The sequence below is a fragment of the Pedobacter sp. genome (assembly GCF_035566355.1).
In the GTDB taxonomy this organism is placed as follows: Bacteria; Bacteroidota; Bacteroidia; order Sphingobacteriales; family Sphingobacteriaceae; genus Pedobacter.
The window spans coordinates 1-15172 of sequence record NZ_DATMRL010000312.1; the positions used below are offsets into that span (position 1 = coordinate 1).

Genomic DNA, 15172 nt, shown 5'->3' on the forward strand with positions numbered 1-15172 from the left:
ACATTCATCAGATTCGTGGTCATATAAGCCGTATTCGCACTGTCTGCAGACAGCTTCAGCCTGAGCCTGGAGCTGTCGCCCAGAAGTTTGAGTTGAGTGCCCCGGTCATACAGCAGTACTTTTCTTTTGGCCTGTACAACTTCTACCGTTTTGTTTCCGGTGCTGTCTACCATTCTTAATTTGATAGAAGAGGTTCCATTATTCAATACGATTTTGTCATCGCCCCCCCCAACATACAAACGAATTTCTTTGGTGATATCCGGACTATAAGTCTTGTTCATTAAGGTATCCTGGATATTTCCTTTTTTACTGACTTTGTTAATGATGACCTGCATGCCCTTATCGGGTGTTCCATTGATATGGACCAGTTCATTCTTTGCAGTCGTATGGATATCTACAATCTTATTTTTAAAACGGTAATATTTTTCCATTTCTGCAGGAATACTTGCCCTTCTGTCTTTGAGCTGCTGCAAAAGCACCTCATGTCGTAGTTTATAGGCCGATCCGGGCAATCGTTTCAAGCCTGCCTCCAGTACTTCATCCGTTTCTGCTTTCACGAAATCTTTTACAATTGCAGTCCATTCTGCATGACTGATCTGAGCGGCTGGATACCTGTCCAGGAACATGCTCTTCCACAAAGAATAGCGTATATCTTTAATTTTACCACCAAAGCCCTGAAGATTCGGGGCTAGCCAGGAACGGGCTGCCAAATAGGGCAATACGCCCTGGTTGGTATAAAATACCTGATCCCTGTCCCGGGGAACAGGTGCATAAATTTCATCATCCCCTTTTTTTTCTCCATACCAGCGCCACTGGTCGCTGTGCCGGTCCCAGTCGCCGATCAGTAAATCCAGCAGCCTCGCTTTCAGAAAAGCCTTTGCATCAACGTTATAATCGTTGTCCTTCACCATGTTCCGGATCATTTTGGGGGTATTGTCTGAGGCGCCTTCAGGCTCCCTTTCTTCCAGTAAACACACTTTATTGGCAAATATGCTGTTGTATTTTCCCAGATTTGGATCAGCAGAGACGACCCCGATAATGGGATTAGCGTGAGGCACCCCCGCTGCAGCGGCCAGAGGCGGAACAATCAGTGCTGAAAAAGGATGCTGTGCACTCATGGCATCATCTACCCAATCCTTGGCAAAGGTTTCCCGCATATCTTCCGGAAGGATCTTCTCCGGGCTTTTTTCTACACCCCGAAGTACATATTCTTTTCCATTTTTATCCTTGAGGCGCAGTGATTTGGTTTGGAACCCACCTCCCATTTTTTCGGGTGTTAAACCACCATGGATTTCCGAAAGGCGGATCACTGGCAAACGGGTTTCCTGTGCCCATTCTTTACGATAGTTTTCGCCAAACAAAAAGCGGTGAAAATGACCAACGCTGTCATACCCGGGTTTTAATGCTGTAACGGCACTATCTCCTTGCAATGGCCTGACCTGTGCAACCTGCTGCGCTGTTACCCCTGCATAGGGTTGGATATAACTGAAGGCCTGCGTTACACCTGTATCGGTATCTATAAAATAAGTGAATTTCATCCTTTTACCCGATAGTTCATCGACCATTACATAGCCCTGCCGGGCATTGGCGTATAAGGAATGTTTACCTTTCACGGCATAACTGTGTTTTGCCCCCGCACCGCTGACCACCTGTATGGTTTTATCCTTTATAAATTGCAGGCCATGTTCATGTCCGGCAACATAGATCACATTAGGAAAACCTTCAAAGACCTGGTTGATTCTTTTAACCATATCCCTGTATAATGGGTTTCCTGTATCTTCAGGTGTGGGGAAAGTGGAACGCAGGAATGGATACAAAGAGCCCACAACCGGCATGGGAATATACAGGTTATGGTTCAGTGCCGTAAAAGGAAACAAATGGTCTTTCAGTGAATAGTAGCCTCCATGGGTACCATAGGTTTTAAAGGGGTGATGAGAAGCCAGAAGGATCACCTTATTTCTGTTTTTATCCAGAAGTTCCTGCAGCCGCATCAAAATTGCGTCTTTGCTGGTACAGTCACATTCTGCCTCAGGATTATCTTTTGCATAAGGAAACAGCCACCACTCGCTGTCAAAGGCAATGACGGTGACTTCAGGGGAAACAGGAATTTCAACCGGATCAGGGCAACCATTTCGGGGAATCAACTGCAGGAGGCTGTCCTTCTGCTCTTCCAGGAATTCCCATTGTCTTTTGATCTTCGCCAGTCCGTCGGGTCCCATTTTATCCCAGTCATGATTACCTGGAATGAAGTAAACTGGTGCGCCCTTTTCGCGCATGGGCTGATATTGGGATTGCAGGATCTTTTTCGTCTGTTCCTCCTCCTTGCTACCTGGTAAGCCCATTCCTTTCGGATATATATTATCACCCAGGTACATCACCGTAGTTTTGCCTTTCAAAACGCTGCCTGCGGCATGCCGGAGTACGGCACTTTGTTGCTGATCTATTTCCCCGGCATCTCCAATAAGGATCACTCTGGAGTAAATGGTATCTGCGCGTTGTGCCAGTGCTGTCTGAAACAGGGATAATAACAACAGCAAAGGAAACAATTGCTTATTCATGAGAAATTTTTATTTAGAGGGCCTGTATTTAAATTTAAGAATATTTCCCGGGGTAATCTCATCTCCCTCGTTGGAAATATAAAGGTTAAAATCTTTGTCGAAGGCAATACCTTCAGGTTGATTAAATTTTGAAGGGCTGATTTTGTGCACCTCCTTCACTTTCCAGTCTGGAGTCGTGATCACCAGCATTTTTTGTACAGATGACAGAATATACCATTCATTGGTCCGCGGATTCTTTGACAATGCAGAGGCTTTAAGACCAGATTTAATTGGTGTGCCAAATGCTTCAATTTGCCTGGAATCTATTTTAAAATCCCCCGCCAGTTTGAGGTTACCGTCGGCCGGATAATAGTTAAAGATATAACCGGTAGATTGTCTGCTCTTGTGGTCCTCATCGCTGTTTTTGGTAATGGCATAAAGTTTATTGCTGGCTTCATCGGCGTACAAACTCTCATATTCTCCCTTAGGCAGGATTTTTTTCCATTGTTTTACCTGATCTGTTTCCTTTTTATAGATTTCTCCCAAAGGAAAAACATAAATACTGCCATTACTTTTGAGCACAAAAACCGTTTCCTTTAAGATGGCCAGATCTTCATAATCCCCTTTAGAAGCAAAATGGACGTTCGTCTGTTTTTTTACACCCCAGGTTTGTTTAAAGAGTTTGCCATCTTCGTCCTGAATGGAATATATAGTTTTAGCATCACCCTTCTGGAAAGCAATTCCGCTAATTTCCAGCAAGCTTTCCGGCATATTAAATTTTTCCGGGTTGTTCAGATCATAGCCTTTTGGAATGGTGTATTTTACCTGAACAGGTTTACAGGCATAAAACACTAAAAGTGCAAATAAAGGCAAGACCCAGATAACTGCTTTATAAAATTTCTTCATGAGGAGATGTTTTGATCAAATTTGTTTCAATAAATGTATAAATAGCCTCCTGCGACCGGATTTCCGGCTTCCCCGTTAGGGGAATATTTTGCAGATGGTCATTGAGCTCTACCGCTTGTACATTGTCTGCCAGCTGCAGATCCAGAATATGGAGGAGTTCTTGCTTCAATTTCGGTTCATACACCGGGAAACAGACTTCAATACGGCTGTATATATTCCGGTTCATCCAGTCTGCAGAACCCAAAAAGACTTTTTCATCACCCTGGTTATGAAAAATAAATACCCGGCCATGTTCCAGATAGCGGTCCACAATACGTCTGACCTGAATGTGTTCACTTTGCCCCTTAACTCCAGGAATGAGACAACAAATGGAGCGCACCAGCAATTGTACCTTTACCCCTGCGCGGGATGCTTCGTACAACTTGGCGATCAATACCCTTTCTTCCAGGTTATTGAGTTTAATGGTAATGCCCGAAGAAAGTCCTTTTGAAGCATTTTCTATTTCCTGATCGATCAGCGCTAAAAAGCGGCTCTGCAGGTTAAACTGCGCGACAAGCAGGTGTCTAAAATCAATGAAATCTCCTTCTGCAGGTCTTTTTTTCTTTTTGCCCAGAAAGCCAAACAACAACTCCAGCTCTTTGAGCATGGGTTCATCCGAAGTGAGCAGGATATGATCGGTATAGAATCTTGCAGTACTTTCATTTAAGTTCCCGGTAGCCAGCAGGCCAAGGTATTTTTTACCTGCCCCCTCGCGGCGCTTCAGGAGCGCTACCTTGGCGTGTACCTTAAAGGAAACGCTGCTGTAAATGATTTTTACCCCTGCTGCCTTCATCTGTGCTGCCCATTTGATGTTATTAGCCTCATCAAAACGTGCCTTCAGTTCCAGCATAGCGGTTACTTTTTTACCATTTTGGGAAGCGCTGATCAATGCCTGTATAATTCTGGAAGGATTGGCCACCCGGTATAAAGTACAATAGACTTCTTCTACAGCCGGGTCATGGGCCGCTTCATTAAAAAACCGAAGGACAGGATCGTAACTTTCATAAGGAACATGGATCAGCAAATCTTGTTCTGCAATCTGTTCAAACAGTGTTTTCCCAGGGGCAATATCCACGGCATTTAAGGGGATTCTGCGTGGATATTCCAGCGCTTTATCTTCCAGAGGAAAGCTTCCAAGGTCTTTCAGGTTGTGGTAAACACCACCTTCTACGACAGAGGCCTTTTCCAGTTTTAGCGCGTAGATGATCCTGTACAAACAGCGTAAGGGAATACCTGGCTCACATAAAAACCGAGTGGCCAGCCCCAGATCTCTTTTGGCCAGTTCTTTTTCTATCATGGCAGCCATATCTGCATCCAGTTCTTCTTCCAGACGAAGTTCTGCATCTCTGGTGATCTTCACATTAAATACTCCCGTAATCTTGTCTTTGGGGAACAAATGCTCCAGATGTTGTTTGATGATGTCATCCAGAAAAACCACATACCGCAGGCCATCGGCCTCAAAGTGGTAAAAACGCGGCAGCTGGTCAGAAGGTACATTGATCAATTCGATCCTTTCCTTTCCCTTTTGGTCCTCCAGGATCACCACCTGGTACAGTTTGTTGTTCTGGGCAAAGAAAACCTTTTCTTCTATATCTATCCTTACCGGATGAAGTACGGCCAGTATTTCATTAAAGAAAACTTTCCCCGTCTCTTCTTTCAGTTTTGATGGCATTTCCTGATTGTAGATCCAATGGATCTTCTGTTTCAGGAGTTCAGGCAAGATATCTTCCGATAACACCCTGCCGAATTCGTGCTGCTGGCGGTTGATTTCTACTTTCGCTGTGCGGTAGGCCTCTTCATTCTCCTTATCAGTAGTTAATGTGTCCAATGCCATCAGCACAGGCATCCGTACCCGGTAAAATTCATCCAGATTGGATGAATAAATTGACAAAAATTTAATCCGCTCCAGCAAAGGGACCTGATCACGGCCAGCCTCCATCAACACCCTTTCATTGAAGCCCAGCCAGCTGAGGTCGCGGTTAAAGAAAGTATCTTTTTCTATCATATTTTACATAGCCACCAATACCATAGCAATTATAAATGCCAAAACGGAGGCAACGATCCCGAACATAAATACATTATATGCAATCCGCAGCAAACGATATTTCCGTCCAAGCACCACGCCTTGTCCATATAAATCCCGGATCAGGCTTCCGTAAAGAAAATCCCGGTCTTCCATCATTTCCTGCATGCCGCGTTCATAATCCGTCAGGCTCATTCCGTAAAAATTGCCAAAGAAGAGAAGGTTCACTTTATGTGAGCGCACATCCTGCTCGGTAAACTTCCCGGAAGGAATGGTTGGTCGCGTAGCCAGGATGGAAAACACCATAGTGGTTACACAAATGACCAGCAGGATGAGTGTCGGAACGATCAGGTGTGGATTATCTTCCAGCTTACGCAGTAAGATACTGAGGATCACCGACAAAATAATGGAGTTGGTAGAGATCATAATGTGGGCCTTATTATCTGCCATATCACTCAAACGCTGGTGATTTCCGGCAGTGATCCGGAACATGGTCTCAATACCTTTGTCTGGTCTGTCTGTCTTCTTCTTTTTATCTTTTTTTCCGGAACTTTCGGTATCCTCTACTATAGCAGTCTGATCCTGCACAGCTGTATTCATTTTTTGTTGATATTTTAATGATTTTTCTTTTAAACCGGCAAGGTTTTCTTCTTTCCCTTTGGCCAGATGTTCAATACAATAGGTCGTATGATAGTGATGCGCCTCCAGAAATTTAATCGTTTGCCGTCTCCACAGTTCCTTCTCGATATCATGACCATAAAAAGCCTCTGCCTCCTTATGCATCGCTTTGTCTTTCTCTTTAAAACTGTCCGTTCCCAAATGATAAAGATCGGCGTCACATATGATTTGCTGCAGCAGGCCTTCGGGTCTCTGCGGCATATGGGTGGCCATAATACAACCTGCAACAGCCCTAAGGATGCCTTCGTCCAACTGGAATTTGCCCATAAACTCCCTGGCCTTCTCTATTCCGGCCTCCTCATGATGCTTACAGTCTGTAAAATAACCAATGTCGTGGAACCATCCTGCAGCAACGACAATAAAAAAGTCTGTGTCACTGAGCTGGTAATGTCCTGCAATTTTAACGATATGTTTCACCACCTGCTCCGTATGCGATAAATTATGATAGAACAGTCTATCATCCTTACCATTATGGAACACGTCTTCAACATGGGTTTTGATTTGCTCTATGATATCCAGGTAATTCATGGTATAAATATAAAAGATATATACAGTACTTTTGTTTTTTGAATCATCATGAAGCGAAAATTCAGCATTCTTCCTTTGGCCCTTATGGCCATTCTATTTTTTTTGATGAACTGGTATGTACTTTCCGGTTTTGAAACCTATACCCACCATCCTTTATTAAGTCTGGGCTTCTGGCTCCTTGTTGCTTTAACTACGCTTTCATTGATTGCCGCGATACGAAGAATCAACAGTCATGGAATGGGTAACTTTTTCAAAGTAGCAACACATGCTTTCCTGATCCTGCTCACCAGTGAGCTCATTTTTACAATAGCCTTGCTGGCTGGTGATATACCCCGGCTGTTTACGGGACAACCGAGAAACCGGTATTGGGTAGAGTTTTCGACCCTACTCTTTATCCTCACCATCCTGATCTTTATTTATGGAATGGTGCGCGGAAAATATGCCTACCGGGTCATTAAACATACTTTATTTTTCGACGATTTGCCGGAGAATTTTGAGGGCTTTACCATTACTCAGATTTCAGATGTTCATGCCGGAAGCTTCAATAATCCGAAAGCCATCAAAAGGGGAATTGAACTGATCAATGCTCAAAAATCTGATCTTTTTGTATTTACAGGAGATCTGGTGAACAATAAGGCCAGTGAAATTGTGCCCTGGATGCCCGATTTTTCCAGGATAAAAGCACCTTATGGTCAGTTCTCGGTATTGGGCAACCATGATTATGGAGATTATGTAAAATGGGAGAGTGAAGAAAATAAACGTGCCAATCTGCAGCAACTTAAAACTTATCATGCTGAAATGGGTTACAGGCTCCTTCTTGACGAACATGTAGAAATTTACAAGAATGGCCAGAAAATCATTCTTGCCGGGGTAGAAAACTGGGGACTGGGTTTTGGCGAACGCGGTGATTTGCAGAAAGCGCTGAGAAATGTAAGCCCTTCAGATTTCAAAATCCTTCTGTCCCACGATCCTTCCCACTGGGAAGCACAAATCAAACAAAATCCTTCAAAGATCCAGCTCACTCTTGCCGGCCACACACATGGTATGCAATTTGGAATAGAGGCATTTGGCATCAAATGGAGTCCTGTCAAATACCGTTATGCGCATTGGGCCGGTGTTAAAAGTGAAAACGGCCGATACCTAAACATTAACCGGGGTTTTGGCTTTTTGGGCTTTTCCGGCAGAATAGGTATCTGGCCTGAGGTCACTGTCATAGAGCTGAGAAAAACGGTTTAATCTTCAGGATTCACAACCTCTTCCAGATCCGTTTCCTTTTTTTCCGGACTTGTTGTTTTTCTCCTTTTTCTTCGGAGGGAGGCCCTTTTGGCGACCTCCATATAATGATCTCCTGAAACACGAAAATTGCAGAGTTCACCATTTTTCATATCAAAAAGGATCTCCAGCTTTCTGACACAGCCATAAGGAATGTCTTTTTTGCTTTTCAGTGGTATTTTACAATAGTTCCTGAATGTATTATAGGAAATATTCAGAATCTTCGGAATTTCACTGACCAGGTTCCTGTTTAACTTTACCGGAAGATTTTCCAGAAATTCATCAATCTTATACTTATACATAATTCATAATATAAAGGTTAATATTTGATTTTATAATGTAAAATTATATTTCTTTTCTATCATTTACATTAACTATAATCAACTTTTTTTAAGAATTTATATAAATAACTATTTTTGATCTGTAAGCGATCCTATAAAGGCGATAACTTCTTTTATTTCTTTATCCGTTAAATGAAGGGGTTTGGACGGAAGTGTCTGGTTTGGCAAGTTTAAGCCAATTCCGGTACCCCCACCCTGATTATAAAAATCCATGACCTGCTCCAGATCTTTAAAAACTCCGTTATGCATATATGGAGCTGTCATCGCTGCATTTCTCAGTCCCGGGGTTTTAAATGCTCCGTTATAATACTCAATGGAAAAGAAGTCTGCCCTTCCCTGGTCTTTATCCGCCAGAGGATGTTTCAGATCGTTATTTCCAGGTGTGCCCAGGATTTCAAACTCGGTTCGTTTATAAAAAGGCGGGATCAGGCCATTGAAAAGTGGGATAAAATGGCAGGTACCACATTGTGCTTTACCCATAAAAAGGTTAAAGCCCTTTACCTGATCTTTTGTCATTGCCCTGGGATTTCCGTTAAGGTACTGGTCAAACGCAGAATTAAATGGCGCAAGTGTTTGCATATAGGCAGATAAAGCCAATGCAACCTGATCCATTCGGATCGGGGTGTGGATTCCAAAAACCTGCTCAAATGATTTTACATAGTGGGGGTTATCCTGCAGGCGCCGTACAACCTGCCCCGTATCCGCATTCATTTCTAAAGGATTGCGCAGCACTTCCAGGACTTGCTCAGGAAGGCTTTTGACCCGTCCATCCCAGAACTGGGCGTATTGATAGCCCACATAATATAATGCAGGTGCATTTCGAACGACGTGCGCTATGCCATCAAAAGCCAAACTGGTTTTAAGGCCATCTGTAAAGTATTTTCCCGGTTCATGACAACTGGCGCAACTTCTCTGCAGGTTTCCCGACAAAGTCTTTTCAAAAAAAAGACTTTTACCCAATTCCGCCATCTTCGGGGAGGTTTTCAATGTTGCAGCGGGAAACTTCTCCAGGTCAATGGCGTTTTTATCGAAAAGGTGTTTTGCTCCGGGGTTCAGGGCACTTTTACGATACAGCGACAGCTTATGCGCTGACATCAGTTTCTTTAAAACTTCCTGAAGCGGCATGGCATAATCCTTAAGAAAAGTCATACGGTCAAAAGCATCAAAATCTGCCTGACCAGAGGTAAACTGCATGGCCTTATCTAAATTTAGGATGAGGTTTAAAGAAAGCTCGTCATCTTTCAAAAAAGGCTGTACAACGTCATGTATTGCTGTTAAAGATTGATGAGCTTCCTGTATACCGCTTTTTAGTTCCGGTGCATCATAACCGGAGATGCTCAGGGCCATCACCCTGACCAGTTCCAGGTCTATGCTCTCCAGAATCTCCTGATCATTCGCTTCAAACTGGTAGGTCAGCGTTCCCAGATCATCAGCTGAACTGCTGATCAGTTCTGCCTGGGCAAGCAGAGCTTCTTTATGCTGAACTGGCTGCACTTCATACAAGAGGGCTTCCAGTACCTGGAGACCTGAAGGTTCCTGGTATTCCATATAAGGTTCCTCCACCTCTACCTTAGGCGGACGGTTATAAATTAACGAGGAACTTTCAAAGAAATAATCCAGGAAGAAGGAGATTTTCTTGTAGCGCAACCGGCAATCCTTTAGTGCCAGCCTGGCCTTTTCTATACGTTCTGTACTTCCGTCCAGCAATACAATTGCGGCTTTCAGCCGATCAGCTGAAGCCGCAAATCCACTTGAATTTTCTTTAAAATAAGCTATCGTATGGGTTAATGCGGTCTGGTCCGGCGCTCTTTTTAATCCAAGAACAATGGCCAGACTGGTCATCAGCAATAGGCCCAGTATAACGCTTTTCAGTTTATTTTGATACATGGACCTCGAAAGTATCCTTTACGACATGAAATTCGTCTGTTACACTATAGATTTGATCCTGATCGGGCGAAACGACAAGGCTTCTCTCTGATGAAGAAGAAGAATTCCAGGTATATTTACCAATAAAGGAGGCCGTTAAGGTTTTTTTCTCTCCTTTTCTCATCTGGATGACCTGATGCTTATTGACATTTTTCATCATCGTGAACTGGTCCCGTATCTGCCCGTCGGCACATATCCATTTTAAATCCAGGCGATTGTCTTCAATCTCCAGTATGCTTGCTCCGCCATGATCTGCGTCTGAGAAATACATCGCATCATGTGGAAAAGACTTCTGTTTTCCACCAAGTTTACCTGCGGATCCGCTCACCACATAAACAGTTCCTTTGCCATCCTGGGCTTTCACATAAGGTGCCGCATTGTTTCCTCCATCGTAACGGCCCGAAGAGTTGCTCAGGTTGTGCTTTGCCGCATCAAAACTGGCTTCTGGTCCGTAATGACCGGCCATTAATCTGGATCTTTCATAGTCATGGCTGTGACCGCACAGCACCAGGTCTACCCCATAACGTTCCAGGATACGGATAAAGTTTTCACGGATTTTAATCAACTCTTCTTCTTTATCTGAATTGTGTGACCCCATCGTATAAGGTGGATGGTGCCAGTAAGCGATTACCCAGCCTTTGTTCTTGTTTTCAGCAAGGTCCTTTTTAATCCAGTTGACTTGAGGGCCAAGTGTATCGTAAAGCCTGTAGGCCTGGTCTTCTTTTCCATAAGAATCCAGGGACAGGAAATGGACATTACCCAAATCAAAAGAATAAAAAGCCTGGGTGTGAGATGCGACGCCACCCGATTCTCCTTCTGTTGGCATAGAAAAATTCTGATAATAAGCCGTTTCATGGGTAACCTGTGCTTTAGCTGAAGTCACCTCTGTGTCGTGGTAATCATGATTGCCCGGCGTTGGAAACAAAGGATATTTTTTTAGCAGATCATCTTTATAAATATTGAAAAATTTACTCTGAAACTCGGCATCTGTACCGTCAGAATAAGCATTGTCACCTAATAAGATCCAGGCATTGAGTTCCTGGTTTCCAATATATTTGATCACTTGGTTTTTCACATTCCGCTGATTGATCGAATTGTCACCACAATCGCCCAGGGCAGCAATCCTGTATTTCCCTGGTTTTCCGGGTTCAGGCAAGGTCATAAAGAAATTGTCTTTCCCAGTCTGAAGGGTATCCTGAAAACCACCTATCGCATAATAATACCTGGTATAAGGCTTCAGATCTTTTAGTTTAACCCGGTGCTCTGTCAGCAATCTCGCGTCATCCACCTGCCGGTCCAGGCGATCTGGTGAAATTCCAAAACGAACACGGCTCCGGGAGGAAACATCTGTACGCCAGCGCAGCTCAATTCCCGTGCTGCTTGCTGCCTGAAGATAGGGTCCGCGGATCAGTTCAGGCCGCGCATTTGTTTTAATTTCTTTTTCCTGCGAATAACAGGCAAAGGGAGCTAATAAAAGAACAGAAAGAAAAGTCTTTAATGTCATGGATCAAATGGAGCTGTTTTAAATGATAATACCAGTGCAAAGAAAGAGCTTACACTATTAACCTGATGTTAATTCAGGAACACCTTATTGTTACCCGCTTTATGCTCTGCTCCCTTAGCCTCCGGACATTCAAATCAATTCTAAAGAGATTCTTAAGTACTTATTAATAACACATTATGTGTTCGTCATCAAATTCACCAGTGTCATTCGGTGCTCTTGTTTTTTGATACCATTGCAAAAAAAACAAAACTATGCCCCTTACTTTTACTCTATTTTTAAAAAGAACTGCAGGGATTGTTTCCTTCCTGCTTTTTCTCATGAGCACTGCATTTACCCAAACCTTAAAGGGCAGGGTAAATGATGCTGCAACAGGAGACCCATTGGTTGGTGCTACCGTAAAAGTAGCTGAAATGCCCTCCAAACATTTCGTGCAACTGGACGGAACATTTACTATTAAAAACATTAAACCGGGTACTTATCACCTGGAGGTAAAGTATTTGTCTTACAAAACAGCAAAACAGGAAGTCACCATTACCTCTGCTGGTCCAAATACGGTTTCAGTTGTACTTGATCCGGATGTATCAGAACTTTCTACTGTGACCATTAGTGCGGCCGGCTATTCTTCAGACCGCAAGGCAAGAGACCTGGAAAAGAATGCTGAGGCGCTGGTCAACGTGGTCTCCGCTAAAACCATCCAGCTCTCTTCAGACTTGACCGTGGCCAATGTGATGCAAAGAGTATCTGGGGTAACCATTGAGAAGAACAGTGCTGGTGAAGGCCGGTATCCGATTATCAGAGGGATGGAAAAAAGGTATATCAATACATTGGTCAATGGCATTAAAATTCCAAGTCCGGACAACAAAAACCGTTATGTACCCCTGGATTTGTTCCCATCAGAAATCCTGGACCATCTGGAAGTCAGCAAAAGTCTTACCCCTTCTATGGAAGGAGATGCGATTGGCGGAACCATTAACCTGGTGATGAAGGATGCGCCCTCCCACCTTGTCATAGATGGAAATTTTGCGGCTGGATATAATAATATTTTTGACAGCCAGCCATATAAACAATTCAGCACTTCGGGCAGCAGCAAATACGCGCCGGCAGAACTCAATGGCAACAATTATGCCGCCCAGGTTGGAGATTTTCCTCGTGGTTCACTCAACTACACCACTAAAAATACCCCTGTTAATATGACTGCCGGCCTGACCATTGGAAACCGTTTTGGAAAGGACAAGAAGTTTGGTTTTATGGTATCTGGTAGTTATCAGAACAATTACAGGGGTACCAGTTCTACCTTTTTTCTGCCAAACGCGCAGCCGAGTGTAAATAATGTCCCTTCGTTTCAGGAACTGCAGCAACGCCAGTATTCTGCACAAAGCCAGCGTCTGGGCATCAATGCCAAACTGGATTACCAGATCAATTCAAAAAACAAGATCTCCTTATACAATCTATATGTAAATCTGAAGGATGTTCAGGAAAGGAATATTGTAGATACGATTGTGCTGAACAGTATTGTCAATTATCAGGACCGGAGTACGGTACAACAACAGTCCATCAACAATTCTACTTTACAGGGAACCCATGATTTGAACAACGGCTTAAAACTGGACTGGTCACTGGTGTATTCCCTCGCGAATAATCGCCTGCCTGATCAGGCTTATTTTTCTCATCAATATGGTTTTCAAATTGATTCCCAGACTGGACTGATGACAAAACAGTCTGACGATATTCAAAAAATGAACAGGTTGTGGATGGCAAATTCAGATAAGGATTATTCTGCTTATGTGAATATGACCCAGCAGGGTATGCTATTGGACAGAAAAATGGAATTAAAAGTGGGCGCGGTTTTCCGGGATAAAAAAAGAGATAATATCTATAACGAATATTCCTTAAGTCCGGTTCCAGGTGCAAAAGGGGCCCAACCTTATACCAATATCAACGATGCCATTTATACGGTAGACAATAATGGCCTTTCTCCTGTAAACGGGAACAACTATACTTTTAAAGAGCATCTTACAGAGGCTTATGTTCAATTCAAATGGGAATTGTTAAATAAACTGGAGATGCTTGGCGGTCTGAGAGCAGAACAAACCCATCAGCATTACGATACACAGCTTACGGAGTCAAAACCATATCGCTACGGTACTATAGATTATGTAGACCTGTTGCCAAGCCTGCAATTCAAATATGCACTTACGGAAAATCAAAATCTGCGCCTGGCTTATTACAAAGCCCTCACCAGGCCCAGCTTTATCGACTTAATTCCTGATGGGGTTCAGGGAGAGGTATTTAAAGAAGAAGGGAATCCTTCCGGCTTAAACCACACCACAGCAAATAATGTCGATTTCCGCTACGAATTTTTTCCGGGCAGTTCTGACGAAATCTTAATCGGTACTTTCTACAAAAACATCAAAGATCCGATTGAATACACGGCCATAAAATCTGGTGTGACCAGCCAAACCTTAATACCTCAAAATTTTGGAACTGCAACCAATTTTGGCGTGGAAGCCGTAATAACAAAATATTTTGGCCCCTTCGGGATTTCTGCAAACTACACTTTTACCAGATCAAGAATTACAACAGACAAACTCGTTTCCTATTTATCAGACAAGGGTCAAACGACCAGGTTAGATCCTGAAACCAGACCTCTGCAAGGGCAATCAGATCATGTTGGTAATCTTTCCCTCTTGTATAAAAATCCTAAACTTGGGCTGGACATACAAATTGCCGGGGTGTATACAGGAGAAAGAATTGCTTTGGTAAGTCCTTACTATGGATTAGACTACTGGCAGGCCCCAACTACGCAACTGGATTTTTCTTTTGAGAAATCACTGATCAAAAAACTCTCTCTATATGGAAAAATCAACAACATCACCAATACGCCTATGCAGCTTGAATTGCATAAATCTTATGCAGAATATCTTGCATTTCAAGGCAGCAAACCTTTAAACCTGCAAACAGACCCGAACAAATTCATTGTTCAAAAAGACTATTTCAAAACCTCTTTCCTACTTGGACTCAGATACAAATTATAAATATTTAGCTATGAAACTGAACAGATCATTCCTTATGATATACTTGCTCGCTGCATGGAGCCTGGCGGGCTGCCAGAAGTCTGCAGACCGAAAAGACTTGTTTACCCCTGTCACAGCACCTGCTTCGCCGGTTAGTGATGCTGCGCCTTTAAAGGGTACGATTAAAGGGACCATGCTTGCGGGAAAAACCTATACTATAGGAGACGATGTGATTATTGATGTAAAAGACACTTTAATTATTCAGGAAGGGGTGACCATCAATTTTACCGGCCGTTACGGCATTGGGGTAAAAGGCACACTGATTTCTTTAGGTACCAAAGCAAAACCGAACTACATAACCTATCCTGGCGTAGTTAAAACGGATCAGCCAGGAGCAGATCCAA

Annotated in this window: 10 protein-coding genes; 3 read left to right on the plus strand and 7 right to left on the minus strand. The window is 43.3% G+C overall.

Going from position 1 to position 15172, the window contains the following annotated elements:
• The 4 genes from VNZ46_RS12195 to VNZ46_RS12210 form a co-directional block, all read right to left on the minus strand.
• Positions 1 to 2558, minus strand: a 2558-nt coding sequence (locus VNZ46_RS12195) for a metallophosphoesterase (protein ID WP_325560408.1), incomplete at its 3' end; no start/stop codon positions are given.
• 9 nt (positions 2559 to 2567) lie between these two features.
• Positions 2568 to 3443 carry an SdiA-regulated family protein gene (locus tag VNZ46_RS12200; RefSeq protein WP_325560409.1) on the minus strand — a complete coding sequence of 292 codons (876 nt, stop codon included), beginning with the start codon at positions 3441 to 3443 and terminating at the stop codon, positions 2568 to 2570.
• Positions 3427 to 5487, minus strand: coding sequence for a polyphosphate kinase 1 (ppk1, locus tag VNZ46_RS12205; RefSeq protein WP_325560410.1), 2061 nt, complete (start codon positions 5485 to 5487; stop codon positions 3427 to 3429). The genes VNZ46_RS12200 and ppk1 overlap by 17 nt, the downstream gene beginning before the upstream one ends.
• Before the next feature lie 3 nt (positions 5488 to 5490).
• Entirely contained in the window at positions 5491 to 6711 is a 1221-nt protein-coding gene (locus tag VNZ46_RS12210) for a Pycsar system effector family protein (protein ID WP_325560411.1), read from the minus strand.
• Between the two features lie 48 nt (positions 6712 to 6759).
• Between VNZ46_RS12210 and VNZ46_RS12215 the strand changes: the two genes are divergently transcribed.
• Positions 6760 to 7947, plus strand: coding sequence for a metallophosphoesterase (locus VNZ46_RS12215; RefSeq protein WP_325560412.1), 1188 nt, complete (start codon positions 6760 to 6762; stop codon positions 7945 to 7947).
• On the opposite strand, the gene VNZ46_RS12220 is transcribed toward VNZ46_RS12215, so the two are convergent.
• The 3 genes from VNZ46_RS12220 to VNZ46_RS12230 form a co-directional block, all read right to left on the minus strand.
• Positions 7944 to 8285, minus strand: coding sequence for a hypothetical protein (locus tag VNZ46_RS12220; RefSeq protein WP_325560413.1), 342 nt, complete (start codon positions 8283 to 8285; stop codon positions 7944 to 7946). The genes VNZ46_RS12215 and VNZ46_RS12220 overlap by 4 nt on opposite strands.
• A 108-nt stretch (positions 8286 to 8393) precedes the next feature.
• Positions 8394 to 10211, minus strand: coding sequence for a cytochrome-c peroxidase (locus tag VNZ46_RS12225; protein ID WP_325560414.1), 1818 nt, complete (start codon positions 10209 to 10211; stop codon positions 8394 to 8396).
• Positions 10198 to 11754, minus strand: a complete 1557-nt coding sequence (locus VNZ46_RS12230; protein WP_325560415.1) for a metallophosphoesterase family protein — start codon at positions 11752 to 11754, stop codon at positions 10198 to 10200. The genes VNZ46_RS12225 and VNZ46_RS12230 overlap by 14 nt, the downstream gene beginning before the upstream one ends.
• 251 nt (positions 11755 to 12005) lie before the next feature.
• On the opposite strand from VNZ46_RS12230, the gene VNZ46_RS12235 reads away from it, so the two are divergent.
• Positions 12006 to 14789, plus strand: a complete 2784-nt coding sequence (locus VNZ46_RS12235; RefSeq protein WP_325560416.1) for a TonB-dependent receptor — start codon at positions 12006 to 12008, stop codon at positions 14787 to 14789.
• Positions 14790 to 14799: 10 nt separating this feature from the next.
• Positions 14800 to 15172 (plus strand): hypothetical protein (locus tag VNZ46_RS12240; protein WP_325560417.1); only part of this gene is annotated, 373 nt, incomplete at its 3' end.